The 21,960-nt window shown below is 52.4% G+C and carries 15 protein-coding genes and 2 pseudogenes; 7 read left to right on the plus strand and 10 right to left on the minus strand.

Translation table 11 applies throughout. The annotated features are described in order from the left end of the window. Positions 1 to 14 precede the first annotated feature (14 nt). The 4 genes from acnD to HCX89_RS18615 form a co-directional block, all read right to left on the minus strand. On the minus strand, positions 15 to 2,606 hold the full coding sequence (gene acnD / locus HCX89_RS18600; RefSeq protein WP_167716994.1) for a Fe/S-dependent 2-methylisocitrate dehydratase AcnD: 2,592 nt from the start codon (positions 2,604 to 2,606) through the stop codon (positions 15 to 17). Between the two features lie 104 nt (positions 2,607 to 2,710). Continuing rightward, positions 2,711 to 3,835 carry a 2-methylcitrate synthase gene (prpC, locus tag HCX89_RS18605; protein ID WP_174840171.1) on the minus strand — a complete coding sequence of 375 codons (1,125 nt, stop codon included), beginning with the start codon at positions 3,833 to 3,835 and terminating at the stop codon, positions 2,711 to 2,713. Between the two features lie 180 nt (positions 3,836 to 4,015). Beyond that, positions 4,016 to 4,891, minus strand: coding sequence for a methylisocitrate lyase (gene prpB / locus HCX89_RS18610; protein ID WP_025889867.1), 876 nt, complete (start codon positions 4,889 to 4,891; stop codon positions 4,016 to 4,018). Positions 4,892 to 4,903: 12 nt separating this feature from the next. Further along, positions 4,904 to 5,629: a GntR family transcriptional regulator gene (locus HCX89_RS18615; RefSeq protein WP_025889868.1), complete on the minus strand. Its 726-nt coding sequence runs from the start codon at positions 5,627 to 5,629 to the stop codon at positions 4,904 to 4,906. Between the two features lie 417 nt (positions 5,630 to 6,046). Between HCX89_RS18615 and HCX89_RS18620 the strand changes: the two genes are divergently transcribed. Then, entirely contained in the window at positions 6,047 to 6,544 is a 498-nt protein-coding gene (locus HCX89_RS18620) for a DUF523 domain-containing protein (RefSeq protein ID WP_025889869.1), read from the plus strand. A 72-nt stretch (positions 6,545 to 6,616) separates the two neighbouring features. Here the strand turns inward: HCX89_RS18620 and HCX89_RS18625 are convergent, their stop codons facing one another. Further along, positions 6,617 to 7,555 carry an acyltransferase gene (locus HCX89_RS18625; protein WP_071237709.1) on the minus strand — a complete coding sequence of 313 codons (939 nt, stop codon included), beginning with the start codon at positions 7,553 to 7,555 and terminating at the stop codon, positions 6,617 to 6,619. Continuing rightward, entirely contained in the window at positions 7,555 to 8,451 is an 897-nt protein-coding gene (locus tag HCX89_RS18630; RefSeq protein ID WP_223828889.1) for an acyltransferase, read from the minus strand. The genes HCX89_RS18625 and HCX89_RS18630 overlap by 1 nt, the downstream gene beginning before the upstream one ends. Before the next feature lie 549 nt (positions 8,452 to 9,000). Between HCX89_RS18630 and HCX89_RS18635 the strand changes: the two genes are divergently transcribed. Beyond that, the gene (locus HCX89_RS18635; RefSeq protein WP_167716996.1) at positions 9,001 to 11,316 is read left to right on the plus strand and encodes a zinc/cadmium/mercury/lead-transporting ATPase; all 2,316 of its coding nucleotides are present in this window, start codon (positions 9,001 to 9,003) and stop codon (positions 11,314 to 11,316) included. Between the two features lie 79 nt (positions 11,317 to 11,395). Here HCX89_RS18635 and HCX89_RS18640 read toward each other — a convergent pair whose 3' ends face one another. The 4 genes from HCX89_RS18640 to HCX89_RS18655 form a co-directional block, all read right to left on the minus strand. Further along, positions 11,396 to 12,238: a bifunctional 2-polyprenyl-6-hydroxyphenol methylase/3-demethylubiquinol 3-O-methyltransferase UbiG gene (locus HCX89_RS18640; RefSeq protein WP_167716998.1), complete on the minus strand. Its 843-nt coding sequence runs from the start codon at positions 12,236 to 12,238 to the stop codon at positions 11,396 to 11,398. 23 nt (positions 12,239 to 12,261) lie between these two features. Further along, positions 12,262 to 12,981, minus strand: coding sequence for a cyclopropane-fatty-acyl-phospholipid synthase family protein (locus tag HCX89_RS18645; RefSeq protein ID WP_117200217.1), 720 nt, complete (start codon positions 12,979 to 12,981; stop codon positions 12,262 to 12,264). Between the two features lie 10 nt (positions 12,982 to 12,991). Then, a complete protein-coding gene (locus HCX89_RS18650; protein ID WP_025010861.1) occupies positions 12,992 to 13,249 on the minus strand; it encodes a YjhX family toxin in 258 nt (85 codons plus the stop codon). A gap of 265 nt (positions 13,250 to 13,514) precedes the next feature. Beyond that, the gene (locus HCX89_RS18655; RefSeq protein ID WP_045283610.1) at positions 13,515 to 14,291 is read right to left on the minus strand and encodes a helix-turn-helix domain-containing protein; all 777 of its coding nucleotides are present in this window, start codon (positions 14,289 to 14,291) and stop codon (positions 13,515 to 13,517) included. A 154-nt stretch (positions 14,292 to 14,445) separates the two neighbouring features. Here HCX89_RS18655 and HCX89_RS18660 point away from each other — a divergent pair, with 154 nt between their 5' ends. From HCX89_RS18660 to HCX89_RS18680, 5 genes and pseudogenes are all read left to right on the plus strand, one after another. After that, positions 14,446 to 15,561 (plus strand): multidrug effflux MFS transporter, encoded by a 1,116-nt coding sequence (locus HCX89_RS18660; protein ID WP_167716999.1) that lies wholly within the window; start codon positions 14,446 to 14,448, stop codon positions 15,559 to 15,561. A gap of 24 nt (positions 15,562 to 15,585) precedes the next feature. After that, positions 15,586 to 16,047: pseudogene (locus tag HCX89_RS18665) on the plus strand (integrase core domain-containing protein); the annotation flags it as partial. Between the two features lie 201 nt (positions 16,048 to 16,248). Then, a pseudogene (locus HCX89_RS18670) lies at positions 16,249 to 17,769 on the plus strand (ISNCY family transposase). Between the two features lie 144 nt (positions 17,770 to 17,913). Continuing rightward, positions 17,914 to 20,445 (plus strand): sigma-70 family RNA polymerase sigma factor, encoded by a 2,532-nt coding sequence (locus HCX89_RS18675; RefSeq protein WP_167717001.1) that lies wholly within the window; start codon positions 17,914 to 17,916, stop codon positions 20,443 to 20,445. 62 nt (positions 20,446 to 20,507) lie between these two features. Further along, entirely contained in the window at positions 20,508 to 21,959 is a 1,452-nt protein-coding gene (locus tag HCX89_RS18680) for an ATP-binding protein (RefSeq protein WP_167717003.1), read from the plus strand. Position 21,960: the final 1 nt, after the last annotated feature.

Raw genomic sequence — 21,960 nt, forward strand, 5'->3', positions numbered from 1 at the left:
CATCAAGGGCCGGCTTAAACATTGCCCTGTAAGAAGTCCTGCGCGAAACGCTGCAGTACACCACCGGCTTCATAGATGGTTACTTCCTCAGCGGTATCCAGGCGGCAGCGCACAGGTACTTCCACCGTTTCGCCATTGCTGCGATGCAGCAACAGGGTCAGAGTGGCGCCGGGTGTGCGCTCGCCGAGAACGTCGAAGGTTTCTGTGCCATCTATGCCCAGGGTCAGTCTGTCGGTCCCCGGGAAGAACTCCAGCGGCAACACGCCCATGCCTATCAGGTTGGTTCGGTGAATGCGCTCGAAGCCTTCGGCCACAATCGCCTCGACTCCGGCCAGACGCACGCCCTTGGCGGCCCAGTCTCGGCTGGAGCCCTGGCCATAGTCTTTACCGGCTATGATGCACAGCGGTTGCTTGCGCTCCATGTAGGTTTCTATCGCTTCCCACATGCGTACCTGTTGCCCTTCGGGCTCGATACGGGCCAGCGAGCCCTGGATCACCTTGCCGCTGTCGTCCTTGACCATTTCGTTGAACAGTTTGGGGTTGGCAAAAGTGGCCCGTTGAGCCGTCAGATGGTCACCCCTGTGGGTGGCGTAGGAGTTGAAGTCTTCCTCCGGCAAGCCCATCTTGGCCAGGTATTCACCGGCGGCGCTGGATGGCAGAATGGCGTTGGACGGCGACAGGTGATCTGTGGTGATGTTGTCACCCAATACCGCCAGTGGCCGCATCCCCTTGAGCGCACGTTCACCGGCCAGGGCGCCTTCCCAGTAGGGCGGACGACGGATATAGGTGCTCATTGGGCGCCAGTCATATAGAGGGTCGACCCCATCACCGTATTCCACGGCGATATTGAACATGGGCTCATACACCTTGCGGAACTGCTCCGGCTTGACCGACGACTTGACGATGGCATCTATCTCTTCGTCGCTGGGCCAGATGTCCTTGAGGGTTACGGCGTTGCCGTTCTGATCTGTGCCGAGTGCGTCTTTCTCTATGTCGAAACGCACAGTCCCTGCAATGGCGTAGGCCACTACCAAAGGCGGCGAGGCCAGGAATGCCTGCTTGGCATAGGGGTGGATCCGGCCATCGAAGTTACGGTTACCGGACAATACCGCGGTGGCGTACAGATCTCTGTCGATCACTTCCTGCTGGATTTTGGGATCGAGCGCGCCGCTCATGCCGTTACATGTGGTACAGGCGAAGGCGACTATGCCAAAGCCCAGCTGTTCCAGGTAAGGCAATAGCCCAGCCTCGCGCAGATAGAGATCCACCGCCTTGGAACCGGGTGCCAGAGAGGTCTTGACCCAAGGCTTGCGTACCAAGCCTTTTTCCACTGCGTTGCGGGCGATAAGGCCGGCGGCAATCACGTTGCGTGGGTTACTGGTGTTGGTACAGCTGGTGATGGCGGCGATAATTACGGCGCCATCCGGCATCAGGCCTTCTTGCTGCTCTACCTTGCCGGCAATGCCTTTAGCGGCCAAGTCGCTGGTGGCCAAACGGGCGTGCGGGTTGGAAGGACCGGCCATGTTGCGCACCACGGAGGAGAGATCGAACTCGAGCACCCGCTCATATTCGGCGCCTTCGAGGCTGTCGGCCCACAGACCCGTGGTCTTGGCATAGTTTTCCACCAGCGCCACCTGCTGGTCATCTCGGCCGGTGAGGCGCAGATAATCTATGGTTTGCTGATCGATATAGAACATGGCGGCAGTGGCGCCATATTCGGGAGTCATGTTGGAGATGGTCGCCCTGTCACCCAGGGTCAGGCTGGCGGCGCCTTCACCGAAGAATTCCAGATAGGCACCCACCACCCGATCTTTACGCAGGAATTCGGTCAGCGCCAGCACTATATCCGTGGCGGTAATGCCGGGAGCGGCCTTGCCGGTCAGCTTGACGCCGACTATGTCCGGCAGGCGCATCCAGGAGGCGCGGCCGAGCATCACGCTTTCGGCTTCCAGGCCACCCACGCCTATGGCGATCACCCCGAGGGCATCCACATGTGGCGTGTGGCTGTCGGTGCCGACACAGGTGTCCGGGAAGGCTACGCCGTCGCGGCTCTGCACTACGGGGGACATCTTCTCCAGGTTGATCTGGTGCATGATGCCGTTACCGGGCGGGATCACATCGACGTTTTTAAAGGCCGTCTTGGTCCAGTTGATAAAGTGGAATCTGTCTTCGTTGCGTCTGTCTTCAACGGCGCGGTTTTTCTCGAAGGCATCCGCTTCAAAGCCGGGGTGTTCCACTGCCAGAGAGTGATCCACAATCAGCTGGGTTGGCACCACAGGGTTAACCTTGGCCGGATCGCCACCCTTGTCGGCGATGGCATCACGCAGACCGGCCAAATCAACCAGTGCTGTTTGGCCGAGAATGTCGTGACACACCACCCGCGCCGGGAACCAGGGGAAGTCCAGATCCCGTTTGCGTTCGATTATCTGTTCGAGGAAGTCGTTAAGCCTGCCTGGCTCGGCGCGGCGGACCAGGTTTTCGGCCAACACCCGCGAGGTGTAGGGCAGTTTGGCATAGGCTCCGGGGCTGATGGCCTCGACCGCGGCGCGGGTATCGAAATACTCAAGGCTGGTGCCGGGCAGGGGAATTCGGTAATTGGTATTCATGAGTTCTGTCCACTGAGAAGCAACTGCAAAAAGAGCCGGGCCCCTGCTCACTTGGGTGCCCGCTCTTGCTCATTCATCGGGCGACCGTTTGGCCGCCGCCGGGATCAACGCTCGCTGAGAGGCGTCACCTTGCGTGGCTCAACTCCAACATAATCGGCACTCGGGCGGATAATGCGGTTGTTGGCGCGCTGCTCCATCACATGCGCGGCCCAGCCGGTGAGGCGGGAGCAAACGAAGATGGGGGTAAACAGCTTGGTGGGGATCCCCATGAAGTGATAGGCACTGGCGTGGAAGAAGTCGGCGTTACAGAAGAGTTTCTTCTCTTCCCACATAAGGGCTTCACAGGCGACAGAAACGCGATAGAGGCGATCATCACCATATTCCTGCGCCAGCTTTTCCGACCACTCTTTGATGATCTCGTTGCGGGGGTCAGACTCGCGGTAGATGGCGTGACCAAAGCCCATGATCTTCTCTTTGCGCTCCAGCTTGCCCTTGAGCACTTCGCGGGCATGGTCTTCATCGCGCATATCCTGAATCAGCTCCATCGCCGCCTCGTTGGCGCCACCGTGCAGAGGGCCGCGCAGTGAGCCAATGGCGCCTGTGATGCAGGAATGCATGTCAGACAGGGTAGAGGCACAAACCCGGGCGGTGAAGGTAGAGGCGTTGAATTCGTGCTCGGCGTAGAGGATCAGTGACACATCCATAACCCTGGCATGTAGGGCCGATGGAGCTTCGCCGTGCAGCAGGTGCAGGAAGTGGGCGCCTATCTGGTCGTCATGGGTTTCTGTGTCTATACGCACGCCGTCATGGCTGTAGCGATACCAGTAACAGATGATGGAAGGAAATGCCGCCAGCAGACGGTCGGCCACTTCACTCTGCTCGGAGAAATCTTTTTCGGTTTCCAGGTTACCCAGCATGGAGCAACCGGTACGCATAACGTCCATAGGGTGGGCATCGGCCGGGATCCGCTCCAGCACCTCTTTCAGTGCCTGTGGCAGGCCGCGCATGCCTTTGAGTTTCTGACGATAGGCCGCCAGTTGAGTTTCGGTGGGCAGTTCGCCGTAAAGGATCAGGTAGGCCACTTCCTCGAAGCTGACGTTTTCGGCCAGATCTTTGACGTCATAGCCGCGGTAGGTCAGGCCTGAGCCGGACTTACCGACTGTGCTCAGTGAAGTTTCGCCTGCGCTTTGGCCGCGTAATCCGGCGCCGCTCAGTTTCTTGTCAGTCATAATGCATTCCCTCTTCCGTTACACTCTTGTCAATTTGTTGGCCAGCCATAGCTGGTTTGGTATGCGGTTGCCTTTTTCAGCGCTCTGGGGTGCTGTGTAGGGCGGCAACCCCGGGTGTTTCTTGGGGCAAACCCTGCAACCGGCGCGTCTGCGCCGGTCAATCATCCCTGGATTCAGCCGTTACTTTTGGCTGAACAGCTCATCGAGCTTGGTTTCGTAGTGGTGGTAGCCGAGGAACTTATACAGCTCTTCACGGGTTTGCATGGCATCGACCACATTGCGTTGATGACCGTCGGCCATCAGTGCCTGCATCACTTTCAGGGCGGCTAGGTTGGCGGCGCGGAAGGTGCTCAGTGGGTAGAGCACCATGTCGGCACCGGCTTCGGCCAGTTGTTCCTTGTTGAACAGTTCTGTCTTGCCGAATTCGGTCATGTTGGCCAGGATCGGGGCGTTGACGGCCGCCTTGAATCGACGGTACTGATCCAGCTCGGTCAGCGCCTCGGCAAAGATCATGTCGGCACCCGCCTCTATGTAGGCCTGGGCACGTTCAATACCGGCATCCAGCCCTTCCACGGCAACTGCGTCTGTGCGGGCCATGATGACGAAGTTCTCATCTGTGCGGGCATCCACGGCAGCCTTGATACGGTCAACCATCTCTTCGGTGCTGACCACGGCCTTGTTGGGTCTGTGACCACAGCGTTTCTGTGACACCTGATCTTCCATATGCACGGCGGCAACACCGGCCTTTTCAAACTCCTTGATGGTGCGGGCAATGTTGAAGGCGCCGCCCCAGCCTGTGTCTATGTCGACCAGCAGCGGCAGTTCGGTGGCCGATGTGATACGGCCGGCATCGATCAGCACATCGTTCATTGAGGTCATGCCCAGATCCGGCAGGCCGTAAGAGGCGTTGGCGACACCGGCACCGGAAAGGTACAGGGCCTGAACACCGGATTGCTCGGCCATCAGGGCGAAATAGGCATTGGTGGTTCCCACGATTTGAAGCGGCTTGGCCTTGGCCAGAGCCTGGCGGAATCTGAGTCCTGCGCTGCGAGTCATCTGTTTGCTTCCTTATATTGAGTCCAGGGCGGCATGCTCCGCCTGAAGCTGTTTGAGTCTGAGTTCGGTATTGCGCCGTCCCTGTTCGATATGACGGCGCATCAGCAAGCCGGCCAGTTCGGCATCGCGCTGTGCTATAGCTTCGACTATGCGTCTGTGCTCGGCAATGGCTTTGACCGGGCGGTTCTTATTGGTGCATTGATAGCGATACATTCTCAGCAGGTGATATAAGCCGCCGATCAGGGTTTCCTGCAGGTGCTTGTTACCGCTGGCGCGGATGATCTGGTAGTGAAAGTCCACATCACCCTCTTCCTGAAAATAGGTATCGCCTTCTGCCAGCGCCGCTTCCTGACGGGCCAGCAGTTGCCATAACTGGCTGAGCTGCTCATCGGTTATCCGTTTGGCGGCCAGTTCACAGGCCATGGCTTCCAGCGTGCTGCGCAGTTCGTAGAGGTCGTTGAGCTCAGCCACTGTCATGGCGGCGACTCTGGCACCCACATGGGGGATACGTACTACCAAGCGCTGACGCTCGAGGATCTGCAAGGCCTCACGGGTTGGACCGCGGCTGATACCGTACTTGAGTGCCAGCGCCTGCTCGTTGATCTTGCTGCCGGGAGCCAACTCACCCTTGATGATGCTGGTCTGAATTTGCACCAGGATCTGATCCACCAGGGTACTGCTCTTCTCCGGAGTGGCTTTATCAACGCCGTTTTTGTCCAATACAGGTGCCTGAGTCACTGCTTAAGTTTCGCTCGATTGTTAACAATGGTTCGACATTAGATGTGATCTGGGTCATTGTCAACAATGCCTTTACCTAGACGTAAGTCTAATAATTTGGTGTTTTTGGTGGTTAAACCCTTACTTAACATTGTCTTGGGTTTATTTTTTAAACTTGCTGTTAGCATGGGTTTACACTTGCTATTGCAACTATTGTCGACAATCCCGTTTTAAACAGTTTTCTTGAGGGGCGACTGATAGAATGCTCCTTGTCAGCGGCAGACAAGGAAAAGAGCGAAGCTTGTTATCCGTAGCAGTGTCCCAGACCCTGGGCCGTTAAACCGAGAGCATGAGCCACTGCCAATTAGGCGAGGGCGGTTGCCCGGAGTGAATCGTTCGAGTGAGGAGAGAGGCAAGAGTGACAAGAGTGGACAAAGCATGAGCGCAGAAATCATCAACACAGCAAAACCGAATCGGATATTGATAAGCGCCTGTTTATTGGGGCAAGAAGTACGCTATGACGGTGGCCATAACTTGCTCAATGATGCCAGAATGCAGCTATGGCAGGCCCAAGGGCGGTTTGTGCCTTTCTGCCCCGAGTGCGCCGGCGGCTTGCCGACACCCAGAGCTCCGGCCGAACAGATACAGGGACGAGTGCTGACCTGTGACGGTGAGGACGTGACAGAGGCCTTTGAGCGAGGCGCCGAGCTGGCACTGGCCAAGGCGCAGCAACAGCAAGTGGTTGCGGCCATTCTCAAGGCCCGCAGCCCTTCCTGTGGCAAAGGCAAGATTTACGATGGCAGTTTCTCCCGCCAACTCATAGAGGGCGACGGCGTGACCGCCGCCTTGCTGATGCGTCATGGCATTCAAGTGTTCAGCGAATTTGAGCTGGATGCTGCCGAGAAGTATCTGACTGAATGTGATAAAAGCGCTTGAGTCGAAATACTCAGTTTTAAAACAACAATGCCGGGCTTAGGCCCGGCATTGTTTTGTCTTGGACAATCACTGTCAGTGGCTTTTTTGTGCCAGCTTGTTGTAGTCGTCGGCGGGATGGCATTCGGCCAGCAACAGGTCTATTTGGGCATCTTTTTGTTGCCAGATGTCGTTGAGCCAGCGTTGAAACTCTACCCTGTACTCTGGCTCGCTGAAGTAGCGAACAGAATCCACCTGAGGCACGGGCAGAGCCTCGATTCGCACCACAATTTTGTGCACTTTACCCTGCATCACGGCGCCGAGAATATCCTTGGGGGCATCGGGATAAAGCACTGTCACGTTCAGCAAGGCATCAAACTGCTCGCCCATGGCTGACAAGGTGAAGGCAATGCCACCGGCTTTTGGCCGCAGCAGGTGCTTGTAGGGGGATTTTTGCCGCTGCCGTTTGTCTTCGGTAAAGCGACTGCCTTCCACATAGTTGATGATGGAGGTGGGCAAGTCTTTGAATTTTTCGCAGGAGCGCCGGGTCGTTTGCAGATCCTTGCCCCTGAGCTTGGGGTTTTTCTTCAGCTTTTCCGGGCTGGTGCGGTTCATAAAGGGCATGTCCAGCGCCCAGCAACCCAGGCCCATAATGGGAACATACAGCAACTCTTTCTTGAGAAAGAACTTCAGCATGGGGATGTTGTTGCGCAGGATATAGGTCTGCGCAGCAATATCAAAGCCACTGAGGTGGTTGCTGATCAGCAGATACCAACCATCTGGCTTGAGGCTTTCAAGTCCCTGCACATCCCATTCGACCTTGGCTATCAGGTGCAGTATGCCGCCATTACAGCTGGCCCAGGCCCACATGAACCGGTTCATTAACCGGGTCATGGCGATGCGGCCACCCTTCCAGGGCAGCAACAATTTGAACAGGCCGCCGATACACACCAGCGACCCCCAAACGGCGGTATTGATGATCAGCAAGCTCAGGCTGAGAATAAACAGCACAGGCCCGGGCAGGAAGTGCAACATCAGGAGTCCCCTTGAGAATGGTTTGCCTTGGCGGCCAATTGTTCCAGCACTTCATCCTTGTGCTGCCAGAGGGCGTTCAGCCGCTCCTGAAAGGCTTGTTTGAACTGACGATCATTGGCGTAGTCACCCCGCATCCCCGAGTCTATCTCCTTGACCTCCAAATGGAGGTAAACCTCAGGCAAACGGCCGCTGATATAGTCCCAAAAACTGGGGATCTTGCCGGGATAATAGATGGTGACATCCACCAGTTTGTGGATCTGCTCGCCCATGGCCGACAACGCAAAGGCCATGCCGCCGGCCTTGGGTCTGAGCAGGTGTTTGAACGGTGAGTTTTGCTTCTGGTGCTTGCTGGGCTGAAAGCGGGTACCTTCGACAAAGTTCATCACGCTCACCGGCTTGTGCTTGAATTTGGCGCAGGCCTTACGGGTAATTTCAATGTCTTTGCCTCTGAGTTTCGGGTTCTTTTTCAACTCAGCCGTGCTGTAACGGCGCATAAAGGGAAAGTCCAGCGCCCACCAGGCCAGCCCAAGTACGGGCACATAAATCAGCTCTTTTTTCAGGAAAAACTTGAGAAAAGGGATCCGCCGATTAAGCAGTCGCTGCAGGATCAAAATATCGACCCAGCTCTGGTGGTTGGCTACCACCATATACCACTCCTGCTCTGACAGCTCCGGAAGCTCGTCTATATGCATCTTCAGCGGATGAAGCAGCTTTTCTATGCCGCCGTTAACACTGATCCAGGCACTGGCGCAGAAATCCAAAGCGTGGCTGCATAGGCGCTGTAATGGCTTTATTGGAAGCAGTTTTATCAGGCTGCCCAGCAGAATTGGCAGGCTCCAAAACAGGGTGTTGATAACATAGCCGCTAAAGGCAAGACAACCTCGAATCAAGGACAACTTGGGCTCCCTCAGGATCATAAAAAGAAAAATCGACCGACTATGTTAACCGCAGTCGCCACCAGGCTTCAATCTTAAGCTGGCGTTGACAGGGAGTTAGGGCCTGCTCACATAAGCATTGGTACAAGAGGTTTAGCCTGCTTCAGCCGTATAAGTTGCGCCATCTATATCTCTGCGCTGTACAGAAGATGGCTTGCAATGCAGCGTCTTTCAGTATCTTCCTGAGCCTTTACCCGTATGTTGCTTTGTGGCGAAACTGTGCCTGGCTCTTTAAGTCCCCGGCGCATTTTTGGTGGAAGCCGATTGACTGTCAAGCGTAACACTGGCGCCGGTAAATGGGACAATCGGCGCCGTTGTCGGCTAGGGCGGCATAGCGGCTATGGCTGGTTAATTGATAGGGCTTGGTTTTCGGGCCGGGCAAATACTTTGGCACAGAAGCTTGACTCTGGAGCTTACTCCAAGCTTTACACTCCTTGGCAATAACAAACGGCCCGGATAGTCACATTTGAGTTCCGAGGCATCATTTGAGCCATAGCATGAGGCACAGTTATGAGTCATTCCTGTTGTGATCCCAAACCCACGCCCGAGCCTGTAAAGGCGGGGGCTAAGGACCCGGCAAATTGCACAGCAAGTTGTACAGATGGTCACATAGTCAGTAACGCTGTCAGTCATTCCAACGAGCATTCTGGCTGTCATTCGGCTTGTTGCCATGATCATCATGAGTCCCATCAAGCCGACTCCGCTGCCGAAGTCAACACTGCCAGGCTTGCTCAAGGTGAGCAGCATCAGTGGCAAATACTGGGTATGGACTGTGCCAGCTGTGCCCGTAAAGTCGAAACTGCGGTTTCCAGGGTGAGCGGCGTTTGCAGCACCAGGGTGGTATTTGCCACCGAAAAGCTGCTGGTGGAACTGACGCCCGGCGTTTCGCCCCAAGGCATAGTCGATGCTGTGCATGCGGCCGGTTTTAAGCTTAAGCAGCAGACTCAGGCAGGTAAGGAAGGTTCCAAGCCCGGCCCGGGGAGCCGGCTTGGCAAATACTGGCAACCCCTGTCACTGGCACTGTTAATGCTGCTGGCGGCTCTGGCGCCTGCGAGTATCAGCACCAGCCTGTTCACTCTGGCTACAGTTTGGGGGCTGCTGCCTATTGCCCGCAAGGCTTGGGCCCTTATTCGCAGCGGCACCCCTTTTGCCATTGAAACCCTGATGACAGTTGCCGCCATAGGTGCCATGTTGCTGGGCGAAACAGCCGAGGCGGCCATGGTGTTGCTCCTGTTTATGCTCGGTGAGCAGCTCGAATCGTTTGCGGCCGGCCGCGCTCGCGCCGGAGTCAGCGCCTTGATGGCATTGGTGCCGGATAAGGCATTGAGGTTGCAAGATGGCCAGAGGCAAGAGGTGGCCGCCTCAGAGCTGCGTCCGGGCGACATCATAGAAGTTGCGCCTGGAGCTCGCCTGCCGGCCGATGCCGAACTGCTTGATGCCTCGGCGGCATTTGATGAAAGCGCCCTTACGGGAGAATCTATCCCGGTAGAAAGGATTAAGGGCGAACGGGTCGCCGCAGGCTGCCTGGCAGCCGACAGGCTGGTGAAGATGAAGGTTGTCTCCGAGCCTGGCAGCAACGCCATAGACCGCATCCTGCATTTGATTGAAGAGGCCGAAGGGCAAAGAGCACCGATAGAGAGATTCATCGACAAGTTCAGTCGCTGGTACACTCCAGCCATTATGTTGCTGGCTTTGTTGACTGTGTTGTTGCCACCTCTGCTGTACGCCGAGCCTTGGGAGCAATGGATCTACCGTGGTTTGACACTGTTGTTGATAGGTTGCCCCTGCGCCTTGGTGATTTCGACGCCGGCGGCGGTAACATCAGCGCTGGCCGCCGCAACCCGTCAGGGAGCCTTGATTAAGGGCGGCGCGGCATTGGAAGCACTGGCACATGTCGATACCGTCGCCTTCGATAAGACCGGCACCCTCACAGAAGGTAAACCTGAAGTTACCCTGGTGGAGAGCCTCACAGAGCAGGATGCGACCAAGTGGCTCAGGGTGGCCGCCGCCATTGAATTGGGCTCACATCACCCCCTGGCACAGGCAATAGTCAATCATGCCAAAGCGCAGCGGCTGGGACTGCCAGGCGCAGAAGCTATTCGGGCCTTACCCGGGATGGGCGTTGAAGGACGGGTCGATTCGCAAAACTGGCGACTGCTCGCCCCTTCAAGGTTGCCAAGTTTAGCACCTGAGCTGCTGCAACGCGTCACAGAACTGGAGCAGCAGGGGCAAACCCTGGTGGTACTGTGTGATGCCGAGCGGGAGCTACTTCTTCCTGTGGCCATTATTGCCCTCAGGGATCAGCTGCGCGTCGAGGCCGCCGAAGCCATAGCCAAGCTACGCCATCTCGGTATCGACAGCATAATGCTGACCGGTGACAACCCAAGAACCGCCAAGGCGATTGCCGAGGAACTGGCCATCGATTGGCGCGCCGGGCTGCTGCCGGAAGATAAAGTTTCTGAGGTGGCGGCATTGGCCGAGCACCGCAATGTTGCCATGACGGGAGATGGTATCAATGATGCCCCGGCAATGAAGCGAGCCCGTATCGGTATTGCCATGGGCGGCGGAACCGATGCCGCGCTGGAAACCGCCGATGCGGCCCTGACCCATAATCAGTTGGGAGGGGTGGCGGCAATGATCCACTTGGCCAGGGCAACTCTGAGCAATATCCGCCAGAACATAGCCTTGGCGCTGGGGCTGAAGGCGATTTTTCTGGTGACCAGCTTACTGGGGATCACCGGCCTCTGGCTGGCGGTGATGGCCGATACAGGCGCAACTGTGTTGGTAACTGCCAACGCCTTGAGACTGCTTAGAAAGCGCTACTGAAATGTATTGGTGTTGATAACAATAAAAAAGAGGAAGGTACCTTAGACCTTAACACCTTCCTCTTTCAAACGGACTCAGGTTATGCCTTGGAGCATGCCATTAGTGTATAGAGCTTGCCCTCAAAGGTATTGCTGCTGGGCCACACTACAGTGTCTATCCGCTGAATCTTGTTGAAGCCGCACTCGTTTAACAGCTGCAGATATTCCTCATCTTGCCAAGCCTGCATCCGGCTGCCGAATCGCGTCACCTGGCCGTTTTCTTCAATCACCCAAAACAGTGTGGAACTGGTTTGGAGTGCCTCGTCCCAAGCATGCTCCGTCAGTAGCAGGTGGGGAGCATCGAGAAATAGGCCCTGTGAATGCCTTTGCCAGCTTGGCTCTGCCTGTCCCTGTCGTTTGACTTCATCAAAGCTGTGAACTTCCACAAGTAGTTTGCCATTCGGCATCAGCCAGTTTGCACAATCCTTGAGTAAACTCTTGGCATCCGCTGCGCTGAAAACATTCAGCTCACCGAAGGTCATCATGATGAAGTCAAACTTCTTGGTCGGCCGGTAGCTTCTGACATCCAGCAGTTGATAGTCGATATCCAGTCCAGCCGTCTGCGCTTGTTGTTGGGCGTAGGTTATAGAGGCTGGTGAGAAGTCGACGCCGGTGCAGCAAAAGCCGCGTTTTGCCAGCAATTGAGTGTAAAAGCCGGGGCCACAACCCAGATCCAGCACTTTTGCGCCAGGAGCCAGTTGGCTGCAGAGCCAATCTACCTGGCGCTCAATCACCGCCAGTTTTCTACTGGCCCAATCGTGCTCCTGGGAGAGGTGGTTTTCCAGCATTCGCTGGCTGAAATCGGCATCATTCCAGGGAATTTTGCTTTCGTTCGGCAACAGCCTTATTGGCAAATGCTGGCTGATTAGCTTATTGATATTCATACATTTCCTTGCTTTTCTAAAGCTTACTTGTGTATGCAGCCTGTCATTTTGGTAAAGTTGAACCACTGGCCGTTTTCGGCGGCCATCATCTCGCGATCCCGTACGGCATAAGGGTTGTCGCATGCCAACCACTCCTGCCATGCCTGGGTGCACTGCCCGCTCTCTTCGCACAGCTCCAACTGTAAAAATGCGCTCTGTTGCCAGAGTTGCATCCACCAGTCGACGGTGAAAAAGTTCATCCCGGGCTGCCACCAGGGGGCCAGCTCAGGGGCAACACTTTGCTGCAGTGGAAAAGGCTTTTTCAGCCCGGGTACCACTATGGCGACCTGGCCGCCCGGCTTGATGAAAGGGGCGAGGTGGGTGTCAAAAAATGCTGAACTGGCACCAAAGTAGTGGTAGGCATCGATGGACAAGACGGCATCGAAACTGTTTTCTGCAAATGGGGCATGTCCCGGCCGCATCTGGGTTACGTCAAAGTTCACTGCCGTGATCCTGTCTTCCAGGCCTGCAGCCTTGAATCTTGCCTGGTTGTCTTCGGCCGCTATCCAAAGATCCATGGCGGTGACTTCGAGGTTGAAGGCCTTCGCCAGATAGATGGAAGTCATGCCTGTGCCACAGGCCAAGTCGAGCACCCGCATCCCTGGTTGCAGTTGCAGTGACCGGCAGACTTCTTCGGCCAGCAGCAGGGCGTTGGGGCCCATCATGTTGCTGTTGATATAGTCACGGGAAAATAGTGTATTCATCTTTCTTTCCTCAACGGTTGTCCAGTTGGGCGCGCACATTGTGCAAGCCGGCCGTGGTTATGCGATAGGGCTGACCTTTGACAGATTTGATCAGTTTTTTGGCTTTGAGTTTTTTGAAAATGGCGAGGGTACAGTCGCAAAGAACAAGCCCTTCGCGGCTATAACATTCAACGGCTGTGACGCGACCTGAAGTGTCGCGGAAATAACAAATGCGTCCGCCTTTGGCGAGGACGTGCAGGGTACGTTGTTCCTGACGGGATATATTCATACTGGAAAAACTCGATAATCATCATGAGCAAAACATGCGGGCACTTGTCAGTGTCCACCTTTGATTTACGCGCATTGATAATCAGACCGGCCTTGGAAGGTCAGTTAACTGATTATCTGATGATTACAATCTCCAGCATCAATGCCTCAATGAGAGTTGAAAGTAGCTTTACCGCTCAATTTTTACCACTAAGGATGTTAGATGTAAATCAGCCGGTTGGGGAACTGTGATTTTAGGCTGTTGTTTGTGCATTTGACTCTTGTTTTCAGTTGATTGGATTGTGAATAAAGCTCAAAGGCGTTTGGCCCGTCTGCTTTTTAAAAAACGCAATGAAGGCGCTGTCGGAAGAAAACGCCAGATTGTGGGCCACTTCACTGACAGATCTGGCGCCGGATAGGAGTTCAATGGCCTTCAAAAGGCGCCACTGTTGGCGCCATTGCTGATAAGTCATACCGGTTTCAGCCTTGAATAACCGGGTGACTGTCTTGGTGCTTGCGCCGACACTGCCGGCAAGTCGGCCTATATCAGGCGCGAGAAACTCTTCCTTGATAAGCTGCTGGCGGAATCGGCGAAACCTGCGATCCCGTGGCAGTGGCAGCTGAAATGAATGTTTCTTGGCGGCATAAAACTCTTCCCAAAATAACGCACTGCTATTGGCCATATTCTGCTCCGGTGTGTCCCAAGGCCACAGTGCCATCTTGTCTATCAAGGCTTTCAAGAGGGCGTTGACCTCTATCATGCGAAGCTCAGCCGGAGTGTTGAACCTGGCGCAATCAAAATACAAAGAACGATAGGCCACCACATTGGTCATTACCGCGCGGTGCGAAATACCGGGCGGGATCCACACGGCTTTGGTGGGCGGCAAGATGCAGATGGCGTTCTCCAATGCAAAGCTCATGCAGCCGTGGGGGGCATAAAGTAGTTGCCCTTTATGGTGTTGGTGCATGCCCGAATCGTGCTGGCCAACATCGGCCGCAATGCCGATAACACTGGCTGGAAAGGTATCCGCATCGAACTCAGTTTCCTGCTCAATAATCGCCATGATGTCCCTATTTTGATGTTTCTTGTCTTTATGTCGTTAACGTGCCGTTTCATCACGAGTATACACTGCGTGCCGACTTGGAAAAGCGCGGATCAAGCCTGCATAGAGGAACAGGGCTTGTTCGCAGCTTGCTTGATTGTGATAAGGATAAGAGATGAAAACCAAACCTTCGCTATGGTTGATGCTGGCGCTACTGATGTTCCCGCAAATAGTGGAAACCATTTACAGCCCGGCCCTGGGGGCGATTTCGCAGACATTTGCCGTGTCCTACCCTCAGGCGGCGCAAACTCTATCGGTTTATTTTCTGGCTTTCGCTTTGGGCGTGGCAGTGTGGGGCATAGTGGCCGACAGTTGCGGCCGTCGCCCGACCATGTTGCTGGGACTCTTTATCTATGGCGTCGCAGCCTGGGTGGCCATGTCAACAACCAGCTTCGCCGTGCTGATGGCCGCCAGAGCCTGCAGCGCTTTTGGGATTGCTGTCGGCTCAATCGTCACCCAAACCATGCTGCGTGACGCCTTCAGCGGTGAAGAGTTGGCGAAAGTGTTTAGTGTGATGGGACTTGGGATTGCCATCAGCCCGGTTATCGGCATGTTTTCCGGTGGCCAATTGGTCAAGGTGGGTGGTCATCATGCGGTGTTTTTGGCTTTGTTTATTATGGCCTTGGGTTTATTCGCCTATTGTTTTATCAGGCTGCCGGAAACCCAAACCAGCAGGCAGAATTTGCAACTGGTCGCCTTGAGTAAACGTATGCTCGGTGACAGGCAAATCTGGCAATCTGCGCTCTTGGTCACTGCCTATAACGTCGCCCTGTTTTCTTATTACCAACTCGGTGGATTCAACTTTGCCAGGCTTGGGTTCACGCCGGAACAGTTTGGTTACAGCGGCTTAATCCTTGGCCTGGGCTCACTGGTCGGCAGCTACAGCAATAAATGCCTGATCTCCAAGGGAGTCTCTCAAGGCAAACTCCTGCAAGGCGCTGCTCTATTGCTGCTTATGGGAGCCATAGGGGTACAACTCTCGCTGAACTCCATCGGGTTTCTGGCGCCTATGCTACTCGTGGTTATGGCATTCGGAATAGCTATCCCCAATGTGCTCAGCATGGCTTTGGCTCAGTACCGACAGCAGGCCGGCAGCGCCGGTGCCCTGTTCGGCTTGATGTACTACTTACTCATCGGCAGTGGCCTTGCTCTGGCAGGCGCGGTGCAGCACTTGGGATGGGTACTGTTAGCCTGCGGCAGTATGGCACTGTTGATAAGCCGGGTTCGCTGATGGGTTTGCTGCAGTTGGCCACCACAAGTCGCCTTTGCCAAGTTCTACACCACCAAAACCCCAATCACCGCTGCCGACCTGTCGAACGACAGAGTATTGCCGTTTTTTGAAGCTCAGGCGCTGCCGATGCTGCGTATTCTCACTGACCGAGGCACCGAATACTGCGGCAAAGTTGAACAGCACGACTACCAGCTGTATCTGGCCATCAATGACATAGACCACATAAAAACCAAAGCCAGACATCCGCAAACAAACGGTATCTGCGAGCGTTTCCACAAGACCATTCTGAATGAGTTCTATCAGGTCGCGTTCCGCAAAAAGCTGTACGGCACACTGGAGGAACTGCAAAAAGACTTGGACGAATGGTTGGCGCTGTATAACAATGAACGCACCCATCAAGGCAAAATGCGCTGCGGTTGCACACCGATGGCAACATTAATTGATGGAAAACGGATTTGGGCGGAAAAAAATTTAGCCCAAATCTAATCTGACAACGGCACCCCAAAATCGGGTAACTGTCAGCTCAGGTCTGAGCTAGTACAATTTAGCCTGTGAACACCAAGCGATTTTGTCGTACTTTAATTACCAAGCGATTCTGTCGTAGTCGCTAATTACCAAGGGAAATTGACGGTTATCTTTAACCGTGTTCTTTGAATGTTTTGTTTGTACATTTGAGGAACGCTAAGGATGATTGTGTTGAATTCCAAAGCTCAATTGACAGTTGATGTCATCGCGAAAGTGGCTGAGCGTAAAATTACGATAGCCAATGCCACTAAGCTCCTCAATAAATCCAGACGTACTGTTGAACGGTATTTGCAGCGTTACCGAAGTCAAGGGTTACAGTTTGTTGTTCACGGAAATACAGGTAGCGAGCCAGTTAATAAAACGCCTGACAGGCTTAAGCAGCAAGTTCAGTCGCTAATCCGCGAGAAATACTATGACCTGAACCTGTTGCACCTTGCCGAGATGCTTGAGACTCACGAACACATTGTTGTTAAGCGCGAGACACTACGTAAGTGGGCACATGATATCCATCATGTAAAACGGGCGAAGCGCAGACGTGGCCGTGTTCACAAACGCAGAGAACGAATGGAAGCGCCAGGGTTAATGCTATAAATGGATGGCAGCACACATCGTTGGTTCGGTGATAAGAAATCGTGTTTAATCGCCATGATTGATGATGCCAACAGCGATATTCATGCCGAGTTCTTTCCGTCAGAAACGACTGAAGGCTGTATGAAAGTAATGCGCTCAGTCGTTGAGAAATACGGTGTATTTAAAACCCTGTATGTTGATAAAGCAGGCATCTTTGGTGGCCCTAAGCGCTGTAACTTCTCCCAGATGCAACGGGCCTGTGAGGAGTTAGGGATTGAAATCATCTTCGCCAGTTCTCCTCAGGGTAAATGCCGAATTGAACGCGCCTTCGATACCCTGCAAGACAGGTTGATACCAGAGTTACGACTCAACAATATTACTGACATGACGGGCGCGAATAGCTATCTCCAACACGTCTTCATTCCCCAGTTCTGGCGTAAAAATCTGGTTGTAAAATCAAGAATATCAGACACCGAATATACGCCTGTACCACGCTACGCCAATCTTGATGATATCTGCATCACCAAGGTCTACCGGAAAATACGCAACGACCATACGTTTAGCTACGGCGGAAAACTCTACTTCATCGACTCCCCGCTTAAACACTCAATCGCAAACCAGAAAATTGAAATTCGTACGGGTAAATATAAGCGGTTTGAAGCTTACTTCGCCGGACGAAAGCTACAGGTAACAGAAGTCACTGAGCCTGAAAAATTGTCCTCGGAAGACAATGAGATCCAGAAGAAGCTTGAGGTATTAGCTTTGGCTGACAGGCTTGGAAATGTGGCAGAAGCATCCCGGCTTAGTGGTGTCTCCCGCGATACGATTTACCGCCATCGTAAACTGATAAAACAAGGTGGAATCGAATCGTTAAAACGACAGGAAACGCCAGATCTTCATCACAAAAATCGTACCGACAGAGCCATTGAGGAAGTCGTCATCGAATTTTCCCTGGCTAACCCACACATGGGACAATCCAAGGTATCACGGCTGCTCAAATCCGAAAGAAACATCGACATACACGCTAGCGGCGTTCGCAACATCTGGCTGAGGGAAAACATGAATACTACTGAGTTACGGCTGGCAAAGCTTGCCGAAGCGCGGCAACATTGATAGTGTGATTACGTCAAAATCGCTTGGTACTTATACCGTCAGTATCCCTTGGTAATCACACTAGTACAGTTAAGTTATCCTCTGGGCTTTATGGTGCAAAAATGCCTTATGTGCTATCAAGGATGAGGTGCAGAGAAGTGAAAAATGAGTGTATTGAATAAAGGCTCAAAAGGGAATTTTAGTCGTTTACTTAAACTCGCAGTAATGACTGGTGTTGAAAGTGCTGTGGAAGCACAGCTGCATAACATCAGTGCTTTGAATGCACAGGATCATAATGGGGCTACGCTTCTTATTCTCGCTGTACAAAAAAGACACGAAAATATCTGCCGCCTACTTCTCAAAGCAGGGGCAGATCCGGAAATACAGGACAAGGCAGGGAAAACGGCTGAAAATTATGCAGAAGAAAATGGTGATAACAGAATCGTCAACCTGCTGAATGATTGCTGCTTTGTCGTACCGGTTAGGGAGTCTCAAAATGAATATCACTCAAAGGAAGAAAGCATAGATGAATCATCAAATTCATCTGAAGAACGTGCTCCTTTATCCGCAATACTTCCTATAACAGTTAATTCTGACAAGGTCCCCGCCTTCAATGTTGAGCAAAGGAAAGCCTCTGAGTCAGTTGAGGATATAAATACTGATAGCGAAGATGAAAGCTCGACATGGGAAGTGGCTGAAAATTGTCTGGAGTTACCTGCTTTGGATGATTCTCATTGTTTAATTATCGGTCAGCAGCAACTGAACAATGATAAAGAAGAGCTGTATGGCTGGGAACTTGCTGGAGAAGATATTCCTCCCGAGGAAAACCTTGAAAGTAAAATTCAAGCTTCTGCAATACAGTTACAAATCACCAGTCACATCCCGATCGATTCTGGAGAAGGTTGGTCGGACATTGCTATAGATCTACCTGAGTTTTTGGATCATCCAGATCTAGAACTTTTCAGGAAAAAGTGGGTTTTTGAGGGGTTCAGTAAACTTTTCGAGTCATGCGCCCACGCAGGTACTTTGTCGGAAACCTTTTTGACCGACTATGTGGCTCAACTGTACACAGACCAAATATTAAAGAGTTCCCATGCATATCAAGTATCTAGGCCGAGTGACTTTTCTAAAATCCTGCAGATTGATGCTTTTTATGAGCAGTTATGCACCCAGCTGGAAGAGAAGTTTTTTTATATCCGCCAAGTGCTGGAAGTGTATGGCTGCGTGATCGACGATCATACGTTTGAAGGGGAGTTTCTTGCTGATAGCGTCTATGAAGACCACGATGCTGCCTCCATTGATGATGCAATGCTGCTACTTGATGATCTTCTTTATGCCAGAGATGAGCCCATGGGCTACTACTTCGCTAGCCTTTCTGGTAAAGAACTGTTGACCAGGGAGCAGGAAGTGGATAACGGCATGCGCAGAGAAGCAGCCAGATTAGCCATTATGGAGGCATTATCTGAAGTGCCTTTTATTTGCGAGCTTTTAGCACATCTCTGCCAAGAAGCTCTCAGAGAGCATAATCCTGAACAGTCACTTCAAAAAGTTGTTGTTGAGCTGAACACCATCCCAGATGAGGACTTCATCGAGATAAAGAGGACTGTCTCCTTGTTTATGGATGAACAAGAAGAAGATGGCGATGAACTCGATGATTTTGTTGATACATATCCCTATGAGGCAATTGTTGGAGCTCTTAAAACTTTCCTCAATGTATCTGGTGAATCCGAACACCCGGGAGTACAAGATACGTTCAGGAGCATTGTCCTCACCGAGGATGCCCTGAATATATTGATTAAAGCGCTGTACGAGTCAATTGATAAGGTTAGCGACATAAAAACAGCTCATGTCAATCTTTATACGGCAAAAATCAATTCCTTACAGACTCAGATGCAGGATGTTAGTCAAAAGACAGGAATTGATTTTCATCGTCTTCAGGATATCGGCTGCAAGGTAAAAAAATTGCAGCAAGATATCAGTGCTGCACGGGATGAGATGATTACCTTCAACCTAAGGTTGGTGCTTTCGATTGCCAATAAATACTTAGGTAGGGGGCTTGAACTTGCAGATCTGGTGCAGGAAGGAAACATTGGTTTGATGAAGGCCATTGAAAAATTTGACTACAGGAAGGGATTCAAATTCTCAACCTATGCCACTTGGTGGATACGGCAGGCTATTACAAGAGCTATTGCTGATCGGGCTAGAAATATACGTATACCTGTTCATATGAATGAGAGCCTCAACAAGCTGAAATCTGAAACCATAGTCCTGACTCAAAAGTTTGGAAGGATGCCAAAGGTCTCTGAATTGGCAGCAATACTAAATATGCCAGAGAGCAAGGTAGAAAAATTGAAGCAGATTTTAGGCATGGAGCCTATCGCTGAAGCTGACCAAATTATGAACGGTTATGTAGATTGGGCTGTTGTATCTCCTGAAGAACTGATTATCGGTGAAGATCGAGATACCAAGGTTAAAGACCTACTGAAAGGGCTGACAGATAAAGAGAAAAAGGTACTGGAGCTTCGTTTTGGAATTGATGCTGAAACTGCTCTCACTTTGGAAGAAGTTGGCCAGCAGTTCGATGTTACCCGCGAACGCATCAGGCAAATTGAGGCGAAAAGCTTGAAGAAGCTCGCTCATACAGCTCGTTCAAGCCACCTTGCAATATTTGTCGGAAAAGAACCTGTGGCAGATTAAATTGCCCTGATAGGAGAGTAACTGAGTTGAATAGAAGACACGCGCCACCCAAGGCTAGTGCAATGATCGAGGCATTGCGTGGTCTTGGCTATACGACAGCATCTGCATTAGCGGACATTATTGACAACAGTATTGCAGCTAAAGCCAGTCGCGTTGATCTCAATTTTACTTGGCAGAACGAGAAGAGTCGTATTGAGATACTGGATAATGGTAGCGGAATGGATGCTCAAGGTCTCGATACGGCAATGAGGCTAGGTGAGCTGAACCCTCTTGATGAACGTGATGAGTCAGATCTTGGTCGTTTTGGTATGGGGCTAAAGACTGCTTCCTTTTCTCAATGTCGCAGCCTGACAGTTGCCACAATGCAGAATAATCAGTTTAACTGCTTGCGTTGGGATCTTGATGTATTGGTTGAAAGCTCCGGTGATGGTTGGTTTATGCTGGAAGGGGCGTCAGATACAGGGCTGCCCTTGGTTGAATCCGTCAAAAATATCGGTCATGGAACAATGGTTCTTTGGGAGAAGTTGGATCGCATTCTAACAGATGGTTTTACTTCAAATGATTTTCTGGATTTGATTGATCAGGTTGAACGACATCTAGCGATGGTTTTTCATCGATATCTTGAAGACAAAAGTCAGCGCTTTGAAATTTACATAAATGACAACAAGGTAAAACCTTGGGATCCGTTTATGACTGGCCATCCGGCTAAATCTTGGAACTCACCGCTAGCATCGCAGTTGACTCAGGGGGGAAGAGTCGACGTGGAATGTCATGTTTTACCTCACAAAGACAGGTTAACAAATAAAGAGTTTGAGGCGGCTGCTGGACCCGATGGCTGGACGGCTCAACAAGGATTTTATGTTTATAGAAACAGAAGAATGTTATTGGCGGGCAGTTGGCTCGGTCTAGGCAAATCCCGCTCTTGGACTAAAGAAGAAGCGCACAGACTTGCGCGTATTAGGCTGGATATCCCCAATACAGTAGATTCAGACTGGAAAATAGATATTCGCAAGGCAACTGCGCGTCCTCCGGTAAAAGTGAGAAAGTGGTTAATGCGCTTGGCTGAAGATACCAGAGCTAGAGCTAGGAAAACTTTTGCGTCAAGAGGTCGGCCTGCAAGAACTGGAAACGGTGAGACCGTGGTTCAGGCATGGCGTGCTGACCAAACATCAGCAGGTGTACGTTACAAAGTGGATGATTCGCACCCTGCAGTCAGAGCCGTGTTGGATGACGCTGGTTCTCTGTTGCCGCAGATTAAAGCTATGCTGAGGATACTGGAAGAAACCATTCCAATTCAAAGGATATGGCTGGATACAGCAGAAAATAAAGAAACACCACGTACCAGTTTCGATGACGAAGCACCGTCAGAGGTGATTGAGGTGTTGACCATCATGTATCAAAACCTCACAAGCAAAAAAGGTTTCAGTGCTGAAGAGGCAAAAAGAAAACTTCTTCAGACTGAACCATTTCATGATTACCCGCAGCTGGTTGCATCCCTGACAGAGTCGACATGAT

The organism is Shewanella sp. Iso12 (assembly GCF_012030025.1).
GTDB classification, from domain to species: domain Bacteria; phylum Pseudomonadota; class Gammaproteobacteria; order Enterobacterales; family Shewanellaceae; genus Shewanella; species Shewanella algae.